Source organism: Vibrio chagasii (genome assembly GCF_024347355.1).
Lineage (GTDB): Bacteria > Pseudomonadota > Gammaproteobacteria > Enterobacterales > Vibrionaceae > Vibrio > Vibrio chagasii.
Window position 1 is genome coordinate 342,012 of the sequence record NZ_AP025466.1, and the last position, 19,243, is coordinate 361,254.

The window sequence follows — 19,243 nt, forward strand, 5'->3', positions numbered from 1 at the left end:
TAAATAGTTGCCGTCCGATGTATCTTCACCAGTACGGGTTTTCTCTTCCTTTCGGAATCTGGTATCAGCCTTATTACAAAGGCTGATACCTTGTTTCTCTTTAATTTTTAGAGAGCGTTACCTCTACCGTTTCTTTACAGATTCTGCTCTTCTACAAACCTTGTTCTTTCGCCATCTTGATTGCGATTTGAGGCGCATTCCAAAGCGATGGCAGTAAGATTAAGGACACCGGAACCGCTGTGATTACGATGAAAGATTGCAGTGCTGAAATACCACCAGAGCCTAGAGAAATCAGAATCAACGCCGTTACGCCCATCATCCCCCCCCAGAAAGTACGGATGATTGCATTCGGCTCTGTCTCACCACTGATTACAACACTGATGGTGTAAGTCATTGAGTCGCCAGTCGTTACGATGAAAATGGTGGTTAAGATCAGGAACAAGATAGAGATAAGCATCGGCATTGGTAATTGCTGAGTTACCGCTAGCAGAGCACCTGGTAAGTTAAAGCCTTCAAACGCTTTACTTACGCTGCCTGGATCTGCGATTTCGAATGCAAGGCCAGAGCCACCAACAATCGTGAACCAGAAACAAGTAACAAACGGTGCAACTAAGCTGATGGTTGAAACCAGTTGGCGAATACTACGACCGCGAGAGATACGTGCAATAAAGATTGCCATCATTGGGCCGTAACCTAGGAACCAACCCCAGAAGAATACTGTCCACCAGCTCAACCAACCCTCGTCACCACGGTATGTCGCCATTGGGATGAAGTTATCGATCATGCTGCCTACACCTTGAATGTAGCCGTTAAAGATAAAGTTTGTAGGGCCAAAGATCAGGATGTAGACCATCAATGCCATTGCAAGAATCACGTTGTAACGGCTTAGCATTTGCATTCCACGGTTAAGGCCGCTCAATGCCGATAATGTGTATAGAACGATAGCGAATAAGATGATGATCAGCTGCGTCGTGAAGCCGTCAGGGATATCAAACAGTGCATTCAGTGCATAGCTCACTTGCAAGCCCAAGAAGCCGATAGGACCGATGGTGCCCGCCGCTACAGCGACAATACAACATGCATCAATCAAAGCGCCGGTGTGACCTTTCAGTGCACGTTCGCCTAAGACTGGGTAAAGCAAAATACGCGGTTTAAGTGGCAAGCCTTTGTCGTAGTGAAGGTGCATGACCACGATAGACGTTAAGCTGCCGACGATTGCCCATGCTAGGAAACCCCAGTGCATGAAAGATTGTGATAACGCATTAACCGCGCCTTGCTGTGCGTTTTCTTGTGCACCGTACAATGGTGGTGGGCTAACGTAGTGAGCAATCGGTTCTGCTGCAGCCCAAAATACGCCGCCACCCGCAAGTAGCGTACAGAAGATGATCGCCATCCAACGGAAACCATCCATTTCAGGTTTAGCGATGCCGCCTAGGATAACCTTGCCTGTTCGCCCTGCCGCCAGGCCAAGACCAATAAGAAAAGTCAGAAGAAGTAGCAGTTGCCAGTAAGGACCGAATACTTTTACCGACCACGCAAAGCCCGTGTTAACCAGAGTTGATAGCAGTTCGCCATCAAATAGGGCCAGTGTCACGAACAGAGCGATAAAACCGCCGCTGTACCAAAGTGCCGGGTTGGATAACCCTAGTTTGTCTGAGGTTGATTCAGACTGGTTGGTGTTGCTTGTTGCATTACTTGCTGTGTGTGCTTGACCCGCATTTAAGCTTGAAGATTTCACGCTATTGGTTAAATCAGACATACTCTGACTCCAGAGGTTTCTTTGCAGCTGTCATAAAAATGATGACTACAAGGGTGTATTTAACACCTGCCCTATTATTTTTGTGTTGAGCAGGCTAATCCATGTTTGGGTTACCGCGTTGCGAAATAGATCGTTGTTCCTTTTGAATAGTGAATTTGGTTAAAGCAGTACTCGCTAAATGAACGTATTTAGAAGACTGCTCATTAGATGCTGACTAGTGAGAAAAACGACTTAACCTTGGCTTTGAGGCTCTAGGCCATCTTTCAAAAAGTTAAACCAGTTTTCTCCTAAGACTTGTCCAGCTTCAGACTCGCTAAAACCATGACGCATCAATCCGTTATAAATATTTTCCATACCCGAACTACCACAGAACCAAGGCAACGCATCAGGCCAACCTGAGTTATTCGCAGAGCCTTCGCCGTAGTCCATCGCTTTAGACCAACGACCATTTCTCATCCATTCAAGGACAGCTTGAGGCTGGTTTAAGCATAGGTCACTACCAATACCGAGGTGTTCGACGCCAACCATGTCAGCAGTGGTCGCAACCATCTGACAGAAGTCTTCCAAGGTACATTGGCTGCCGTTTGGTAGGTGGAATGGGTATAAGCTGAATCCGATTAAGCCACCGCGTGCAGTGAGCGCTTTAATCACATCGTTTGATTTGTTACGAAGTGCATCATGAGCAAACGTCGGGTTCGCGTGGCTGATACAAATAGGACGAGAAGACAAATCAATCGCTTCAAGTGTTGAGCGCTCGGCACTGTGAGACATATCGATGATCATGCCCACTCGGTTCATCTCTTCGATGGCTTGCTTACCAAAGCGAGTAATACCGGTATCGTTCTTCTCGTAACAACCTGTCGCCAGTAAACTTTGGTTGTTGTACGTCAGTTGCATGATCAAAAGACCCTGCTTACGCATCACTTCGATAAGACCTATCTCATCATCGATTGGAGAACAGTTCTGAGCGCCTAAGAAAATACCGACTTTGCCAGTTGCTTTTGCAGTCTCAACATCAGCCATTGAGTGAATCGGCATGATAAGATCTGCGTTCTGCTCGAATCTTAAGTTCCATTCTGCAAAGCGAGATAAGGTTTCACGAGCTGTCTCGTGGTAAACCGCGGTAGCGTGAACTGCTGTAATGCCGCTCGCCTTTAGTGTTTGGAAATATTCTCTGTTCCAATTGCAGTATTGCAATCCATCTATAACAATCCGTTGCTGGTACATAACCACTCCTATTGAAAGCTCAGTGTTCTAGCTCGGTTTTGAAAACACGCTCAAGTAACATGTTTTCAAAAATGGGTTAAATCACTTATCTAAGTTCGTTTTCTGTTTTGGTTTGAATGTTGGCCTGACTCTGTGAATCAAGCCAATTCTTATTTAGAAAGCAGATTAGTAAGGACGCTGGTAAGCCGTCTTCACTACTGTGTAGAACTCTTTTGCGTATTGACCTTGCTCACGAGGACCGAAACTAGACTCTTTACGACCGCCAAACGGTACGTGGTAGTCGGTACCAGCGGTTGGTAGGTTAACCATCACACAACCAGTTTGAGCTTGTTGCTTAAACAGTGCGCTCGTACGTAGGCTTTGAGTGATGATGCCGCCAGTTAGGCCAAAGCGAGTATCGTTAGTTGTTGCAATCGCTTCGTCCAAGTCAGCCACTCGAATCACGCTTGCCATTGGTGCGAACACTTCCTCTTGGTTCACTTCCCAATCGTTCTTAGTGTTCAAGAACAACGTTGGAGACATATAGAAGCCTTCGTGTTGCATGCTCAAGCGTTCGCCGCCAAATGCTAGCTCACCGCCACTTTGACGCGCCTTCTCAACCCAACCTAGGTTTGCTTCAAGCTGGTTTCCGTCAACAACTGGGCCCATGAAAACGCCTTCCTCTAATGCGTGACCCACTTTCAGCTCGCTCATACGTTTAATCAGTGCATCAACGTACTGGTCGTGGATGCTATCCATAACAACAAGACGAGAAGACGCTGTACATTTTTGACCTGCACCAGAGAAAGAGCCGGCAATAGTTGCTTCAACTGCGGTTTGGATATCTGCATCATCAGCGATAACCAGCGCGTTCTTACTGCCCATTTCCAGTTGGCAACGAACGAAGTTTGGTGCGGTAGCCGCTGCCACTTTACGACCCGTGTCAACAGAACCGGTAAAGCTCACACCGTTCACTTCTTTAGAGTTGATCAGTGCATCACCTACCGTTGAACCGCTACCCAATACAAGGTTAAACGTACCTGCAGGGATACCTTGGCGATGGATGATCTCAGTAAGCGCAACCGCACTTGCTGGTGTTAGGTTTGCTGGTTTCCAGATAACACTGTTACCGAAAGCCAATGCTGGAGCAATTTTCCAAGCTGCTGTTGCTGTCGGGAAGTTCCAAGGAGAGATAATGCCGATAACGCCTACCGCTTCGCGAGTCACTTCAACAGAAACACCCGGGCGTACAGAATCTGCGTTGTCACCAATTTGGCGAAGCACTTCAGCCGCAAAGTATTGGAAGAACTGACCTGCACGGTAAATCTCACCGCGACCTTCAGCAAACGGCTTACCTTCTTCACGAGATAGCAAAGTGCCCAGCTCATCACAACGGGCAATCAGCTCATCACCAATCGCTTGAAGCACCGCTTGTTTGCGTTCAATCGGCGTTTTTTCCCACTCTGGTTGAGCGTGTTTCGCCGCTGAAATCGCTTGTTGAACTTGTTCAGCACTTGCTTGTGCAAAGTTACCGATGTTTTCAGAAATATCTGATGGGTTAATGTTCGCTACGGTGCTTACACCCGCTTGCCATTCGCCGCCAATGTAAAGTGCGTTTTCTGCTTGAACATTCTGTAAGTGAGTCATCATTCTGTCCTTGTAACGTTAGGTTGCGGTTGAGTCTGGCAACCATCGGATTAATTAATAAATTGTTAATTTATATAGAGAATAAGTATTAATTTTGTATCTAGACGTAAAACTATTCGCTTGTATCAGTAAAGATCTGCGTAGACAAACAGCTTTGATTGGCAAATTGCCTCAGTTCACAGTCCATTTATTCAGGTTGAGACGCCGATGCATAAACCACGAACTCAACCAACATCTCTTCTCTAGCTAGCCCTGCAACAACGACTGCTGCACGATTTGGATAAGGTGCGTTGAAGTATTCCCCGTATACGTTGTTTACCGTTTTCAGGTATTTACGGTCAGTCACGTAAATCAGAACCTGCAGCACAGAATCCATCGATTCGCCTGCACACTCCAAGGTATGAACAAGGTTGTTAAAAGTCTGACGCGTTTGCGCTTCAATACCGCCTTCTACTACTGCGCCCGTTTCATCGATTGGAATCTGCGCAGTGTATAGAGTGCCGTTATTAACGATTGCCCACTCTAGTGGTGCTTTTGAAGCAAAAAGAGCGGTTTTTACTGGGTGTTTTTTAGTTTGTGCGTTCACGATTCCATCCAACTTTGTAACAACTATGTTTCAAGATAGTTAAATACTGCACCTTGACGCCTGATAAATCTAACGGTAAATTTTGTGCATTTGATAAATAAAATCTATCACCTTACAAAAAGTAAGATATAGCAAGGGCTAGAGAGGGATCGAAGTAATGAGTATTAAGCTACAACAGTTAAAACATTTTGTTTTAGTGGTCGAAGAAGGTGGATTTCGAGCTGCTTCTCACCGAGCCAATCGCTCTCAGGCGGCACTGTCTACTTCGATAAAAGAGCTTGAAAAAATACTCGGTCAGCCACTGTTTGAAACAGGCAACAAATCTACGCTGACACCTTTTGGTGAAATATGCCTACCGAAAATCATTCAATTCTTGAATGTTTACAAAGCATTAGACAACGACTTACGTGCAGCGGCGGCTGGGCAACAAGGAAGAGTTCGAATAGCGAGCGTGCCTTCTGTGGCAGCCAAATTGATCCCTAGCGTGTTAGGGGCCTTTTGTGAGCAATACCCGAATGTAGAGGTGAGTTTGATTGATGATAATGCGGCAGGTGTAGAAGCACGATTACTCTCTGGAGAAGTAGATGTCGCTCTAGGCAACACCTCCCATTTAGAAGAAGAGAGTATCGACTTCACCCCACTTCTTTCCGATCCTATCGGTGTGGTCTGCTTAAAGGACAACCCTATCGCCGCTCAACCTGAAGGGATCGAATGGCAAACTCTGTTAAAACAGCCCTTCATTCGTAACGGGACTTGCACCCTACTCGATCCAACACCTGCACGTATGCTCAGCGAACAAGCCCTATATTCCGTAGAAAACATTACTTCTCTGTTTTCTGTATTGGAATTAGGCATTGGGGTAACCACGCTGCCTAAGCTTGCTTTTCCAACCAATGAAACGCGTTTAGTGTGGATTCCTTTGATCGACCCGCCATTACAGAGACAAATTGGAATATTCCGACTGTCTGACCGTACTATCTCACCCCAAGCGCAAGCTTTTCATGACTTGTGTATTCAATATCTGAGCTATGAAGCTTCATAAACAAGGTTTAGCAAATGGCAGTGCTGCACTGCCATTTGTTGCTTCAAAATACGCTTTATCTGGCCGCATCAACCACTATCAACAAGCTCTTAAGTGGAGTTTGAACTTCATAGAAACGGCTTTACCACTCTCAATTCTTCTTCTCACCTTCCAATATAACCGGCCATAAATACCTCGATGAGTACCAAAAATGCGGATAACCATTGATGTGACACAGTTTTTCCACGCTTCATGAGTAATAGATAAAAAATATATATTCCCGCGTTAATAAACGCACGCGGCTCGCTATAAATAACCAAATAGTGATGAATTAACACATCTAGAGTCTGACTCTAACTCTGATGAAAAGTTAATTTAAGTGCCTGAAAAATATAAATTGATTGCCTTCAACACACTTGGCTTGACCCTAATTTATTCGAGCAGTTATCAATACTTCAAGTTATCAGTAAATCATCTGAAATATTCATGATTATAGTGACAGAATTATTACTTTCAAAAATGGAAAACACCCATTTCAAAAATGGAATTATTGATGTCGATATTTTTCGTTTTGATCACATAATTTTAGGCGTAGTTTATATTTTGTCGAAACGAGAGCGAATTAGTTTATATCGTTATATTTCGTCAGGAGATATAAAACCAGCAAGATTATCTCTTTGTTAACAAGCAAAGTTTTATTAACCAGCAAATGCGAGTAGCAAGACATATTCAAACTGTGTTTTATATGAGCTTACACTGTTAAATATAAGGTTTTATTATTAGGCTTAATGGGATAAGTGGTGACATTCTTGTTGCTGCTAAAAGAGTTGTTCTCTGCCAAGTAGTATTAGCCGTCGGTGTAGTTTTATATGAAGTGTTTTTTGGTAATAAAGTAGATATGGAATCGTCGGCTTTGGGTACTTCTTAACACCATTTATTACTGCCTCTACAAGATCGGAGTACGTGTAGTATGGATCAAGTAACTACCGCTCACGAATACATAGAGCATCACTTAACCTTCTTAACTACAGGTGATGGTTTCTGGGCGTTCAACATCGACTCGATGTTGGTATCTTGGATTACGGGTTTACTGTTTATTGGAGCTTTTCGATACGTAGTGACTAAGGGCACCAGCGGTGTTCCAGGTCGATTTCAATGTTTTATCGAACTAATATTTGATTTTGTAAACAACCTAGTAAAAGAGATTTTTCAAGCGGAGGATAAATTAATAGGGCCACTGGCATTAACCACTTTTGTTTGGGTGTTGTTAATGAACGCGGTCGATTTATTACCAATAGATTTCATACCAGCATTAAGTCGTGCAATGGGTCTAGAACACTTTAGAGATCTACCAACGGCGGACGTAAATATTCCAATGTCTATGGCACTCGGTGTATTTATCTTACTGTTGACTTATACATTTAAAAATAAAGGATTGAAAGGCTTTATCAAAGAGCTTACTACGCAGCCATTTGATAACCCTCTTTTATACCCTGTTAACTTAGTTCTTGAATTAATAACATTAATTTCAAAACCTATATCACTAAGCTTACGATTATTTGGAAACATGTATGCAGGTGAGATGATATTTATTCTGATAGCATTAATGCCATGGTGGATGCAATGGGCACTGAGTGTTCCTTGGGCACTATTCCACATATTAATCGTATTCTTGCAAGCATTTATATTTATGGTACTGACCGTTGTTTATTTAGGTATGGCAACAGAAGAACACCACTAATTAATAACTAAAAAATTTAACTAACAAATTATTTATCGGAGATACAAATGGATATCGTAAGCGCAGTTTTATATGTAGCAGGTGCATTACTGATTGGTTTAGGTGCGGCAGGTGCAGCGTCAGGTATTGGTAACTTGGCAGGTAAATACCTTGAAGGTGTTGCTCGTCAACCAGACCTTACTCCAATGCTTCGTACTCAATTCTTCATCATGATGGGTCTTGTGGATGCAGTACCAATGATCGGTGTTGGTATCGGTCTATACATCATCTTCGCCGTGGCTTAATCAAAAAGCTTTGAAAAGATCGATTTGTAATTAATCAAGATTTAGCGAGGAAGGTATGAACTTAAATGCAAGCATGTTCGGGCAAGCAATCTCATTCGTGATTTTTGTTTGGCTATGCATGAAATATGTATGGCCCCCTCTCACCGCAATGTTAGACGAGCGCCAAAAAGAAATTGCTGATGGTTTACGCCATTCAGAGAATGCAGCGAAAGAGCTAGAACTAGCAAAATCCAATGGCGCACAACTTGTCGAAGATGCAAAACGCAACGTCACTGAACTGATTAAACAAGGCAAAAAACGCCGCAATGAAATCATCAGCTTAGCGCACGAAGAAGCCGAGCAAGAAAAAGCTCGCATCTTAGAGCAAGGCAGAGCCGAACTAGAAAGTGAGCGTCAAAAGTTACGTCGTGAACTTCAGGCAGACATGGCAGACGCTGTTATTCAAAGTGCACAGAAACTGATCAACAAAAACCTAGATTCAGAAACGAACCGAGCGTTAGTCGATCAACTCATTAGCGAACTGTAAGCGGAGGCAGTATGTCAGATTACACCAATATTGCTCATCCCTACGCCAAAGCCTCATTCGACTTTGCTTTGGGTGAAAACAAGTTACAAGAGTGGCACTCGATGCTTTCGATTCTTGTGGCAGTAACGGAAGAAGAAGCGATCGCTGATCAGATTATCTCAGCAGAAGGGGCAAGCGCCCAACAAACTGAACAGCTCGCCAATCTCATCATTCACGTTTGCCAAGGGTTGGTTGATGAACACGTTATCAACCTAATTCGAGTGTTGGCTGAGAATGGCCGTCTTGCAGTGATAAAAGACTTGTTTAGCTTGTTCAGCGAGCTGAAGGACGAACATGAACGTGTAATTCCTGTCACTGTCACCAGCTCAGAATGCCTTACATCAGGTCAAGTTACCTCATTAACGGCTGCACTTGAGAAGAAATTAGAGCGTCAGGTTGAATTAGAACAGGTGATTGACGACTCACTGGTCGGTGGGATCGTCATCAAGGCGGGTGAAACCGTCATCGATGGTTCATTGAACACATCAATAAGCCGATTAGCTAATCAACTTCACGCGAGATAGGTAATAAAATGCAATTAAATTCAAATGAAATTAGTGATCTAATTAGAGAACGAATCTCGCAATTTAACGTGAGCACTGAAGCTCGCAACGAAGGCACTATCGTATCGGTTCGTGATGGCATCATCACCATCAACGGTCTTGCAGATGTAATGCAAGGCGAGATGATTGAACTACCTGGCGGCAAATACGCACTTGCACTAAACCTAGACACCCACTCTGTTGGTGCTGTGGTTATGGGCCCTTACATTGACCTTTCTGAAGGCATGAAAGTTAAAGGCACTGGGCGTATCTTGGAAGTACCCGTGGGTAATGGGCTTCTGGGCCGTGTAGTAAACACTCTAGGTGAGCCAATTGATGGTAAAGGTCCAGTAAGTTGTGACCGTCTTGATCCAGTAGAAGTGATTGCCCCTGGTGTAATTGAACGTAAGTCTGTAGACCAGCCTATTCAGACTGGCTACAAAGCGGTAGATACCATGGTGCCTATCGGTCGTGGTCAACGTGAACTGATCGTTGGTGACCGTCAGACAGGTAAAACAGCATTAGCAATCGACGCTATCATCAACCAAAAAGACTCAGGCATTAAATGTGTGTATGTGGCGATTGGTCAAAAAGCATCAACCATCGCTAACGTGGTTCGCAAACTCGAAGAGCACGACGCGCTGAAGAACACTATCGTAGTTGTCGCATCAGCATCAGAATCAGCAGCGCTTCAATACCTCGCACCTTACGCGGGTTGTACCATGGGCGAATACTTCCGTGACCGTGGTGAAGATGCACTGATCATCTACGATGACCTATCCAAACAAGCGGTCGCATACCGCCAAATCTCATTGCTACTTAAACGCCCACCGGGTCGTGAAGCCTTCCCTGGCGACGTATTCTACCTTCACTCACGCCTGCTAGAACGCGCAGCACGAGTCAATGCAGAGTATGTAGAGAAGTTCACTAACGGTGAAGTGAAAGGCCAAACAGGCTCATTAACCGCGCTTCCTATCATTGAAACTCAAGCAGGCGACGTATCGGCATTCGTACCAACCAACGTAATCTCGATTACCGATGGTCAGGTTTTCCTACAGACTCAGTTATTCAACGCAGGCTTACGTCCGGCTGTTGACCCAGGTATCTCGGTATCTCGTGTGGGTGGTGCTGCGCAGTGCAAGATCATCAAAAAGCTATCTGGTGGTATCCGTACTTCACTGGCTCAATACCGTGAATTGGCGGCATTCGCTCAGTTCTCTTCAGACCTAGATGAGATGACGCGTAAGCAACTTGACCATGGTGAGCGTGTGACTGAACTGATGAAGCAAAAGCAGTACTCCCCTATGTCGGTTGCAGAGCAAGCTACTGTGATTTATGCGGCTGAAAAAGGCTACTTAGTCGATGTTGAGCTAAACAACCTAGCCCGCTTCGAAGAAGAGCTGATCGCGTACGCCAAAGCTCAAAACCCAGCGCTGATCGACAAGATTAACGCGACAGGTGATTACAACGACGAAATCGATAGCGCTCTTAAAGAGATTCTAGAAGGTTTTGTTGGGATGAAAGCTTGGTAAGTGCTCCGGTTTGTTAGCTGGAAACAAAAACAAATAGGAGCAGATTATGGCAAGTACTAAAGAAATTCGCACCAAGATAGCCAGTGTTAGTAACACTCAGAAAATCACAAGTGCAATGGAAATGGTCGCGGCAAGTAAGATGCGTAAGGTTCAAGACAACATGACGCAGACGCGACCATATGCCGAAAACATGCGTAAGGTTATCTCCCATGTTGCATCAGGGTCGCTGGAATACCAGCACCCTTACCTTCAACAGCGTGAACCTAAGCGCGTGGCTTACATCATTATTTCGTCTGACCGCGGTTTATGTGGTGGCTTGAACTCCAACTTGTTCAAGAAAGTGCTGGAAGAAATGGAGCAATGGCGCGCTAAAGGCGTTGAGGTAGAAACCACCTTAATTGGTTCAAAAGCTATCTCATTTTTCCAACGCGGCGGCAATGTTATCGCACAAACTTCAGGCCTAGGTGACGCACCTAAGTTAGAAGACATCTTAGGTACGGTCAACGCGATGCTTGGTCACTATGACGAAGGCAAAATCGACAGCTTGTACTTAGTCTACAACCAGTTCGTTAACACCATGGTCCAAGCTCCAACGACTTTACAACTTCTCCCCCACCCTTCTGACTCAGAAGCAGACGGTGAAGCCAAGAAAGAACGCCGTTGGGACTACATCTATGAGCAAGCGCCAAGAGACATACTCTCTGAACTGTTACACCGATACATCGAATCTCAAGTCTATCAAGGCATCGTTGAGAGCATTGCCTGTGAGCAAGCTGCCCGAATGGTAGCCATGAAAGCCGCTACCGACAACGCAGGCCAGCTCATCGATGATTTGCAGTTGGTGTACAACAAGGCAAGACAAGCTGCCATTACCCAAGAGCTGAGTGAAATCGTCTCAGGTGCACAAGCTGTCTAAGGGCAGACAAGAGCGGGTCAGAATAGAATTTGAGGAATTACACATGAGTGTTGGAAAAATAGTAAAAGTGATCGGCGCGGTGGTCGACGTCGAGTTTAGCGGCAATAACAGCCCACGCGTTTATGATGCATTGAAAGTCACTAGCGACGAAGCAAGCTCGCTGGTATTAGAAGTTCAACAGCAACTTGGCGGCAACATTGTTCGCTGTATTGCGATGGGCACATCAGACGGCTTGCGTCGTGGCCTAACCGTTGAAAATACAGGTTCTCCAATCACAGTTCCAGTCGGTGAAGAAACACTAGGCCGTATCATGAACGTGCTCGGCCAACCTATCGATGAATGTGGCGAAATCGGCCAAAAAGAGAACTACGAGATCCATCGCGAAGCCCCTTCTTATGAAGAGCAAGCCAACAGCACTGAATTGCTTGAGACAGGTGTTAAGGTTATCGACCTTATCTGTCCATTCGCTAAGGGTGGTAAAATTGGTCTGTTTGGTGGTGCCGGTGTAGGTAAAACCGTCAACATGATGGAGCTTATCAACAACATCGCCAAAGCTCACTCAGGTTTGTCGGTATTTACCGGTGTAGGTGAACGTACTCGTGAAGGTAACGACTTCTACTACGAAATGAAAGAAGCTGGCGTACTAGACAAAGTTGCCATGGTTTACGGCCAAATGAACGAGCCACCGGGTAACCGTCTACGTGTTGCGCTTACTGGCCTAACTATGGCTGAACGCTTCCGTGATGAAGGCCGTGACGTACTGTTATTCATCGATAACATCTACCGTTACACGCTTGCGGGGACAGAAGTATCTGCGCTGTTAGGTCGTATGCCTTCAGCGGTAGGTTACCAACCAACGCTAGCGGAAGAGATGGGTGTACTTCAAGAGCGAATCACGTCAACAAAACAGGGCTCTATCACCTCTATCCAAGCGGTATACGTACCTGCGGATGACTTGACTGACCCATCGCCAGCAACAACCTTTGCTCACTTAGATGCGACCGTTGTACTGTCTCGTAACATCGCGGCACTGGGCCTATACCCTGCGATTGACCCACTAGATTCAACGTCACGTCAATTGGACCCGCTGATCGTAGGCCAAGAGCACTACGACATTGCACAAACGGTTCAAACCACGCTGCAACGCTACAAAGAGCTAAAAGACATCATCGCGATTCTTGGTATGGATGAGCTTTCTACAGAAGATAAGCAGGTCGTATCTCGTGCTCGTAAGATTGAACGTTTCTTAACTCAGCCTTACCACGTAGCGGAAGTCTTTACTGGTCAGAAAGGTGTGTTTGTACCACTCAGCGAAACGCTAAGAGGCTTCAAAGGCCTATTAAATGGTGAATACGACGACATTCCAGAGCAAGCATTCTTGTACTGTGGCTCTATCGACGAAGTGCTTGAAAAAGCTAAATCACTCTAACAGGTAGGTGCATCATGGCTATTGGAATTACAGACAATACATTTCAACTTAATATCGTAAGTGCCGAAGGTACGTTGTTTTCAGGGCCGGCATATGCCCTAGCCGTTTCTGGAGCAGATGGTGAACTCGGGATTCGTCCCGGTCACTCCCCGCTTCTTAGCAAAATAAAACCGGGCGTGACAGTATTTGTCACCGACCCAAAAGCAGAAGATGAAGTGCTTTATGTGTCTGGCGGGATGATTGAAGTTCAACCCGATGTAGTGACAGTGTTGGCCGATACCGCTTTGCACGCCAAAGACATTGACCGTGCTCGTGCAGAGGAAGCGAAACACGCCGCTCTAGAGAACATCAATAAGGGCAATGTAGACGTTAACTTTGTGCATGCTCAGCTTGAACTTGCCAAAGCGATTGCTCAACTACGAGCTGCGGATCTTACCTCGTCTCGAACCCGCCACTAAACATAGGCAATTGCTTATTTCTGTGTAGATAGTCTCCCCACTTAAAAACGATTTAAGTGGGGAGACTACATTTAAAGCTTAGAACTCCCCTTCCCCCATTTACCCACTATTCACTCACTTTACCCACCAGCACCTTCAACATTATTTATCTGCAAAACGCGCTTGGTGTGGATCAAGTTCATGACCAAGAGGCTGTGTAAGTGAATGATATAATTCTGGCTTACGACCACGGATCCAGCGTCTGCCAGTACACATATTCAACTCTTCGGCTTTTAGCTCTGCAATTACCATGTCGTTATCCACACTGTCTGTCTCAGTAATAATTTCACCATAAGGGCTTAGGATCATCGCATTGCCCGTTCTGACTTCATCCATATCAACGCCAACACCGTTACTGAACACCACAAACATGCCATTATCGTGCGCTCTTGCCGGTAACCAACGCATTAGCCATTCGCGCCCATTCTTCCCCTGCATTTCAGCACGAATTGCCTCTGTGTTTTCATCTCGGTTTAACCATAAATCTGGGTCAATTCGCTTCATCGCATTTGGGCTACGCGAATGGCAACCGCCCGTTTGATGTGGTGCAATCAATATATCGGCACCTTTCAAAGCGGTAATTCGAACGTTCTCAACCAAGTTATTATCCCAACAAATCAAGATCCCGACTTTGCAACCGTGGGGCGTATCGAACACAGTGTATTGATCGCCGCTGCTCATATATGGGCTTACGAACGTGTGCAATTTGCGATGTTTCTGTACCTCACCATTTGGCATCGCGAACACATACGTATTGTATAACTCACCATCAATACCCTGATCTATCAAGCCAGCACCAACACTCATTCCAAATCGTGTTGCTAGTGCAAGCAGCTGTTGAGTGGATTCACCGCTCGGTACTGGCTCCGCGAGAGCTTCTATTTCGTCTCGCGACAAAGCAGACACATGCCAGTAGCCAGTAATACACATCTCTGGGAAGCTAATGATCTCGACACCACTGTCCGCCGCTTGTTGAACGTAATGCTCAATCACCGATAAGTTGTACGCCTTGTCGCCGGCATGATGGTTAAACTGAACCGATGCTACTTTGATGTCTCTTTTCATAATTCGTCCTCGAATTTTCGCTTTATCCGATTTGCTATGGAGCCAGTATAAAAAATCGCTTCAATTCCATATAATGAAAGATATTCGTAGTTCAATGAGTATTTGGAATGGAATTTGATTTACTAAGGGCATTTTGTCAGTTGGCTAAGTCGGGAAATTATCGTTTGGCTTCAAAGCAGCTCTACATTACTCAATCGGCACTCACCAAAAAGATTCAGCGGCTTGAATCCAACATTGGGGCGTCTCTGTTTTCTCGTGGTAGAAATGGCGCAGAGCTGACGCATGCTGGCAAAACCTTACTGGCAGAAGCCCAACGCTTGGTCGATTCAATGCAAGCCTTTCAGCAGCTTTCTGGCTCGGTGGTCAATGGGACAGAGGGGCATTTAAACATTGGATTTGGCGTGTCCACTTATCACGAGGCACCTAAGCTGATTGCTGCGTACAAGCAACAGCAGCCAAATGTTCACATCACCTTGAATGACACTACTTCTAAGCAACAGACGGATGAGTTATTGACTCACGAACTCGATATCAGCTTCAATCGTATCCCCGATTCACCCGTTCTAAACAGCCTAACGCTATTCGATGACTCCCTTGTGATTGCGATACACAAAGATCTTCTCAAGCAAGCGCCAAGCAAAACTCTGATTATCTCTGAGTTAGCGAAATGGCCTTACCTAAAGCTCGCCCAACATCGTGGACCCGGACTAGACAAACAGATCCAGCAATATTGCATCGCCAATAATATCGAGCTATCAAAGACACAAGAAGCTGACGATATTCTTACCTTGCTAGCCTTAGTATCGGCCAATATTGGCTTTACTATAGTACCGAGCAGCGCGCAGCAGATAAGCAATACCAGAGTTGAATTCATTGCATTACAAGGTGAACATGCCACTTGGCCTGTCGGATTGATATGGAATGGAGAGAGTGAGAATCCACTCAGGGATAGGTTTGTAGATTTTGTAGCGAAGCAAAGCGAAATTGAAGCCAAACGCTGAATTTCAAACAAAAAAGGCTCACTATCAGAGTGAGCCTTTTAGTATCTGGCAACGCTAAAGACACATTTAGCGCTGCTAATAAGCGATAAAAGAGTTTCAGACCAGCAGTTTAAAGCTGTAAATTAGAAGAACTCAATCGAATTACGGCCGCTTTTGTCGTCACGTGTTGGCTTTGGCGTGTCCGCTTTCTTTTTCGGCTTGTTTTCTTTCTTCTTCTCTTTTTTCTGTTTCTTAGGTTCAGCTTTAGCGCTTAGCATATCTGCAGTGCTGCGCTGTGATTCTTTCTTGCTTGAACCCTTTTTAGACTGGCCTTTTTTCGACTTGTTATCTTTCTTAGCCGCTTCTTTTTTCTTTGGTTTATCTTCTACTTCTTGTACTGGCTGGTCACAGCACACTACATAGTATTCTTGGTTAAACTCAAAGAAGTCACCATCGTACATTTTACGGCGCTTACGTGTTTCCAGCTCACCGTTTACCGCAACGTAACCTTCAGAGATGACGTGCTTAGCTTCGCCACCGCCACTCACTAGGTTCGCGATCTTGAACACTTTGTAGAGCTCAATTGGCTGAGATGACACATCGACACCAATCGCCTCGATTTCAATCTCTTCGCCTTCTTCGCCGTGCTCGTAACCTTCGTAGTCAGCGTCTTCGTAATGTTCTTGGTCCATGGTGACCTCTACCTAAATATGTACTTCTGAAATATTGGGCGCAGTGTAATCGTAAAACCATTAAATGACCATGTTGAATTCAACATGATCGCCCTTGTTATAAAGAATAGTGCCTCTATTGGCGACTTACACGCCACCCACGTTCGAGAGGCTCACCAACTGCTTGGTGTATTCGTGTTGAGGAGCGCTAAACAGCGTCTCGGTCTCGCCCTTCTCTATCACCTCACCCGCTTTCATCACGATAGTATAATGACATAGAGATTTGACGACGTTGAGATCGTGGCTAATGAACAGGTAAGTCAGATCGTACTTTTCTTGCAGTGACTTGAGTAAGTCTAATACCTGAGCTTGTACCGTTCTGTCTAATGAAGAGGTTGGCTCATCGAGTAGGATAAACTCTGGCTTCAGAATCAGTGCTCGCGCAATCGCAATGCGCTGCCTTTGACCACCCGAAAATTCATTTGGGTAACGGTGACGCGTTTTAGGGTCAAGATCGACCTCTTTCATCACATCGCAAATACGCTGGTCCAGTTCGCTCTCATCAAGCTGCTGATGAACACGTAAGCCTTCACCAATCACTTGTGCCACCGACATTCTTGGGTTCAACGCTGAGAATGGGTCTTGAAAGACAACTTGCATACGGCTTCGAAATGGCAGCATTTGCTGACGGTTTAGCCCTTGAAGCTGCTCGCTTTCATAAGTGATCGAACCTTCACTCTCCACCAGCTTTAATATCGCCATACCTGTGGTCGACTTACCAGAGCCACTCTCACCCACTAAGCCAATTGAGTGCCCTTTCTTAAGGGTGAACTCCATATCAGTAACGGCTTTTACATGCGAAATCGTGCGCTTAAATAAGCCGCCCGTAATTGGGAACCACACACGGAGTTGATTTACGTCGAGTAGCGGTTGGCTGTCGGGTGACACAGGGACAGGCAAACCTTTAGGGTCAGAATTGATGAGCTTTTGCGTGTAAGGGTGAGCTGGCGCACTAAACAATGTCTGGCAGTCGTTGCTTTCCACAAGGCGACCATCTTTCATCACCGCCACTCGATCGGCAATTTTACGAACGATACTCAAGTCATGAGTGATAAACAGCATCGCCATGCCAAGCTCTTGTTGCAGATCTTTCAACAAATCGAGTATCTGGGCTTGTACCGACACATCCAATGCGGTCGTTGGCTCGTCAGCAATAAGCAGCTCTGGCTCATTAATCAGTGCCATCGCGATCATCACACGCTGACGCTCACCTCCAGATAACTCATGCGGATAGGCTAATATTTTTTGCTCTGGATGACGGATGCCTACTTTAGATAACCACTCTATCGCCAAGGCTTGTGCTTTGTTGGTACGCATACCGCGGTGAATGGCGAGGGTTTCAACCAACTGCTTGCCGATTCGATGCAGCGGATTCAATGACACCATCGGCTCTTGGAAAATCATCCCGATGCGACCACCACGAATACCGCGCAGTTGCCTCTCAGAACAACTCAAGATATCACTACCAGAAAAGTTAATCGTCCCGTTCAAATAATGTGATGAGCCTTTGGGCAGTAGCTTTAAAATGGAGTTCGCCGTCACCGATTTACCCGAGCCACTCTCTCCCACCAGCGCCAGTGTTTCCCCTTTGTATATTTCGAGCGAAACATCGTGAGTTACCTGCTCTATCGCCTTCTTTCTTCCAAAACCGACAGACAGTTTTTCTATGGTTAGCACTGGAGAAGCAGGAGCTGTATTTGAAGTCATAACCTATCCTTACTTCTGTTGGTGTGGATCGAAGGCATCACGTACCGCTTCACCGACGAAGACAAGTAACGTAAGCATCAAAGAAAGTACAACGAATGCAGAAATGCCAAGCCAAGGCGCTTGTAAGTTCGCTTTACCTTGCGCCAGAAGCTCACCTAATGAAGGCGAGCCCGCAGGCAGACCAAAGCCTAAGAAATCTAACGACGTCAGTGTGGTGACAGAACCAGACAAGATAAACGGCATCATGGTTAGCGACGCAACCATAGCGTTTGGTAACATGTGACGAAGCATAATGCGCTTATCATCCACGCCCATCGCTTGTGCCGCACGTACATAGTCGAAGTTACGACAGCGTAAGAACTCGGCGCGAACGATACCCACCAAACTCATCCAACTGAACAGCACCATAATCCCCAGCAACCACCAGAAATTCGGCTCAATGAAACTCGACAAGATAATAAGTAAGAACAAGGTCGGCATTCCAGACCACACCTCGATGAAACGTTGTCCAAATAGGTCAACCCAGCCGCCGTAGTAACCTTGCGTAGCACCAACGACCACGCCAATGACACTCGAGACGATTGTCAGAACAAAACCAAAGAGTACCGAGATACGAAAGCCGTAAATAATTCTAGCCAACACATCCCGCCCTTTGTCATCTGTACCTAACCAGTTCACCGAGTCAGGCTCCGATGGCACCGCGCCTGCGATGTCAAAGTTAATAGTGTCGTAGCTGAAAGGAATGATAGGCCAAACGATATAGCCATTCTCTTCGATGAGGTCGATTACATACGGGTCTTTATAGTCGGCTTCGGTTTCAAACTCCCCACCGAACTCTGTCTCTGCGTATTCATTAATGACAGGCACAAACCATTGATTGTCATAAGAAACCAATAATGGCTTATCGTTCGCGATGATCTCAGCGAACAGACTCAAGCCAAACAAGATGGTAAATATCCAAAGGGAGATAAAACCACGCTTATTTGCTTTAAAACGTAACCAACGAGCTTCAGCTAAAGGGTTGTTAAACATTTA

Annotated in this window: 19 protein-coding genes and 1 pseudogene; 12 read left to right on the forward strand and 8 right to left on the reverse strand. The window is 45.5% G+C overall.

Annotated features, from left to right (window positions below; all coding sequences use genetic code 11):
- Positions 1-151: 151 nt before the first annotated feature.
- The 4 genes from OCV52_RS17440 to OCV52_RS17455 form a co-directional block, all read right to left on the reverse strand.
- Positions 152-1,759 (reverse strand): BCCT family transporter, encoded by a 1,608-nt coding sequence (locus OCV52_RS17440; RefSeq protein WP_137407656.1) that lies wholly within the window; start codon positions 1,757-1,759, stop codon positions 152-154.
- 231 nt (positions 1,760-1,990) lie between these two features.
- Positions 1,991-2,986, reverse strand: coding sequence for a membrane dipeptidase (locus OCV52_RS17445; RefSeq protein ID WP_008217072.1), 996 nt, complete (start codon positions 2,984-2,986; stop codon positions 1,991-1,993).
- 165 nt (positions 2,987-3,151) lie between these two features.
- The gene (locus tag OCV52_RS17450; RefSeq protein ID WP_102426528.1) at positions 3,152-4,612 is read right to left on the reverse strand and encodes an aldehyde dehydrogenase family protein; all 1,461 of its coding nucleotides are present in this window, start codon (positions 4,610-4,612) and stop codon (positions 3,152-3,154) included.
- A gap of 187 nt (positions 4,613-4,799) precedes the next feature.
- On the reverse strand, positions 4,800-5,198 hold the full coding sequence (locus tag OCV52_RS17455; protein WP_137407655.1) for a RidA family protein: 399 nt from the start codon (positions 5,196-5,198) through the stop codon (positions 4,800-4,802).
- 157 nt (positions 5,199-5,355) lie between these two features.
- On the opposite strand from OCV52_RS17455, the gene OCV52_RS17460 reads away from it, so the two are divergent.
- From OCV52_RS17460 to OCV52_RS17510, 11 genes and pseudogenes are all read left to right on the forward strand, one after another.
- On the forward strand, positions 5,356-6,240 hold the full coding sequence (locus OCV52_RS17460; RefSeq protein WP_105058091.1) for a LysR family transcriptional regulator: 885 nt from the start codon (positions 5,356-5,358) through the stop codon (positions 6,238-6,240).
- A complete protein-coding gene (locus tag OCV52_RS17465) occupies positions 6,227-6,409 on the forward strand; it encodes a hypothetical protein (protein WP_137407654.1) in 183 nt (60 codons plus the stop codon). The genes OCV52_RS17460 and OCV52_RS17465 overlap by 14 nt, the downstream gene beginning before the upstream one ends.
- 588 nt (positions 6,410-6,997) lie before the next feature.
- Positions 6,998-7,138 (forward strand): annotated as a pseudogene (locus OCV52_RS17470) (ATP synthase subunit I); the annotation flags it as partial.
- 51 nt (positions 7,139-7,189) lie between these two features.
- Positions 7,190-7,960, forward strand: a complete 771-nt coding sequence (gene atpB / locus OCV52_RS17475; protein WP_137407653.1) for a F0F1 ATP synthase subunit A — start codon at positions 7,190-7,192, stop codon at positions 7,958-7,960.
- A 47-nt stretch (positions 7,961-8,007) separates the two neighbouring features.
- Positions 8,008-8,244, forward strand: coding sequence for a F0F1 ATP synthase subunit C (gene atpE / locus OCV52_RS17480; protein WP_004730405.1), 237 nt, complete (start codon positions 8,008-8,010; stop codon positions 8,242-8,244).
- Between the two features lie 55 nt (positions 8,245-8,299).
- Positions 8,300-8,770, forward strand: a complete 471-nt coding sequence (locus tag OCV52_RS17485) for a F0F1 ATP synthase subunit B (protein ID WP_137407652.1) — start codon at positions 8,300-8,302, stop codon at positions 8,768-8,770.
- Between the two features lie 11 nt (positions 8,771-8,781).
- Positions 8,782-9,333: a F0F1 ATP synthase subunit delta gene (locus OCV52_RS17490; RefSeq protein WP_137407651.1), complete on the forward strand. Its 552-nt coding sequence runs from the start codon at positions 8,782-8,784 to the stop codon at positions 9,331-9,333.
- 8 nt (positions 9,334-9,341) lie between these two features.
- The gene (gene atpA, locus OCV52_RS17495) at positions 9,342-10,883 is read left to right on the forward strand and encodes a F0F1 ATP synthase subunit alpha (RefSeq protein WP_137407650.1); all 1,542 of its coding nucleotides are present in this window, start codon (positions 9,342-9,344) and stop codon (positions 10,881-10,883) included.
- 46 nt (positions 10,884-10,929) lie between these two features.
- Complete coding sequence (atpG, locus tag OCV52_RS17500; RefSeq protein WP_063521901.1) at positions 10,930-11,799, forward strand: F0F1 ATP synthase subunit gamma; 870 nt, start codon at positions 10,930-10,932, stop codon at positions 11,797-11,799.
- Between the two features lie 43 nt (positions 11,800-11,842).
- Positions 11,843-13,228, forward strand: a complete 1,386-nt coding sequence (atpD, locus tag OCV52_RS17505) for a F0F1 ATP synthase subunit beta (RefSeq protein WP_004741162.1) — start codon at positions 11,843-11,845, stop codon at positions 13,226-13,228.
- Between the two features lie 14 nt (positions 13,229-13,242).
- A complete protein-coding gene (locus tag OCV52_RS17510) occupies positions 13,243-13,686 on the forward strand; it encodes a F0F1 ATP synthase subunit epsilon (protein ID WP_137407649.1) in 444 nt (147 codons plus the stop codon).
- Between the two features lie 141 nt (positions 13,687-13,827).
- Here the strand turns inward: OCV52_RS17510 and OCV52_RS17515 are convergent, their stop codons facing one another.
- Complete coding sequence (locus OCV52_RS17515) at positions 13,828-14,790, reverse strand: nitrilase family protein (RefSeq protein ID WP_137407648.1); 963 nt, start codon at positions 14,788-14,790, stop codon at positions 13,828-13,830.
- 107 nt (positions 14,791-14,897) lie between these two features.
- Between OCV52_RS17515 and OCV52_RS17520 the strand changes: the two genes are divergently transcribed.
- Positions 14,898-15,791, forward strand: a complete 894-nt coding sequence (locus OCV52_RS17520) for a LysR family transcriptional regulator (RefSeq protein WP_137407647.1) — start codon at positions 14,898-14,900, stop codon at positions 15,789-15,791.
- 122 nt (positions 15,792-15,913) lie between these two features.
- Here OCV52_RS17520 and OCV52_RS17525 read toward each other — a convergent pair whose 3' ends face one another.
- The 3 genes from OCV52_RS17525 to OCV52_RS17535 form a co-directional block, all read right to left on the reverse strand.
- The gene (locus OCV52_RS17525) at positions 15,914-16,462 is read right to left on the reverse strand and encodes an RNA-binding S4 domain-containing protein (protein ID WP_061031096.1); all 549 of its coding nucleotides are present in this window, start codon (positions 16,460-16,462) and stop codon (positions 15,914-15,916) included.
- A 126-nt stretch (positions 16,463-16,588) separates the two neighbouring features.
- Complete coding sequence (yejF, locus tag OCV52_RS17530; protein WP_137407646.1) at positions 16,589-18,208, reverse strand: microcin C ABC transporter ATP-binding protein YejF; 1,620 nt, start codon at positions 18,206-18,208, stop codon at positions 16,589-16,591.
- Positions 18,209-18,217: 9 nt separating this feature from the next.
- Positions 18,218-19,240, reverse strand: coding sequence for an ABC transporter permease (locus OCV52_RS17535; protein WP_116870772.1), 1,023 nt, complete (start codon positions 19,238-19,240; stop codon positions 18,218-18,220).
- Positions 19,241-19,243 lie beyond the last annotated feature (3 nt).

Coding starts and splice junctions, on each gene's coding strand:
- OCV52_RS17440 (WP_137407656.1), bottom strand. CDS start 1,759: ATGTCTGATTTAACCAATAGCGTGAAATCTTCAAGCTTAAATGCGGGT.
- OCV52_RS17445 (WP_008217072.1), bottom strand. CDS start 2,986: ATGTACCAGCAACGGATTGTTATAGATGGATTGCAATACTGCAATTGG.
- OCV52_RS17450 (WP_102426528.1), bottom strand. CDS start 4,612: ATGACTCACTTACAGAATGTTCAAGCAGAAAACGCACTTTACATTGGC.
- OCV52_RS17460 (WP_105058091.1), top strand. CDS start 5,356: ATGAGTATTAAGCTACAACAGTTAAAACATTTTGTTTTAGTGGTCGAA.
- OCV52_RS17465 (WP_137407654.1), top strand. CDS start 6,227: ATGAAGCTTCATAAACAAGGTTTAGCAAATGGCAGTGCTGCACTGCCA.
- atpB (WP_137407653.1), top strand. CDS start 7,190: ATGGATCAAGTAACTACCGCTCACGAATACATAGAGCATCACTTAACC.
- atpE (WP_004730405.1), top strand. CDS start 8,008: ATGGATATCGTAAGCGCAGTTTTATATGTAGCAGGTGCATTACTGATT.
- OCV52_RS17485 (WP_137407652.1), top strand. CDS start 8,300: ATGAACTTAAATGCAAGCATGTTCGGGCAAGCAATCTCATTCGTGATT.
- OCV52_RS17490 (WP_137407651.1), top strand. CDS start 8,782: ATGTCAGATTACACCAATATTGCTCATCCCTACGCCAAAGCCTCATTC.
- atpA (WP_137407650.1), top strand. CDS start 9,342: ATGCAATTAAATTCAAATGAAATTAGTGATCTAATTAGAGAACGAATC.
- atpG (WP_063521901.1), top strand. CDS start 10,930: ATGGCAAGTACTAAAGAAATTCGCACCAAGATAGCCAGTGTTAGTAAC.
- atpD (WP_004741162.1), top strand. CDS start 11,843: ATGAGTGTTGGAAAAATAGTAAAAGTGATCGGCGCGGTGGTCGACGTC.
- OCV52_RS17510 (WP_137407649.1), top strand. CDS start 13,243: ATGGCTATTGGAATTACAGACAATACATTTCAACTTAATATCGTAAGT.
- OCV52_RS17515 (WP_137407648.1), bottom strand. CDS start 14,790: ATGAAAAGAGACATCAAAGTAGCATCGGTTCAGTTTAACCATCATGCC.
- OCV52_RS17520 (WP_137407647.1), top strand. CDS start 14,898: ATGGAATTTGATTTACTAAGGGCATTTTGTCAGTTGGCTAAGTCGGGA.
- OCV52_RS17525 (WP_061031096.1), bottom strand. CDS start 16,462: ATGGACCAAGAACATTACGAAGACGCTGACTACGAAGGTTACGAGCAC.
- yejF (WP_137407646.1), bottom strand. CDS start 18,208: ATGACTTCAAATACAGCTCCTGCTTCTCCAGTGCTAACCATAGAAAAA.
- OCV52_RS17535 (WP_116870772.1), bottom strand. CDS start 19,240: ATGTTTAACAACCCTTTAGCTGAAGCTCGTTGGTTACGTTTTAAAGCA.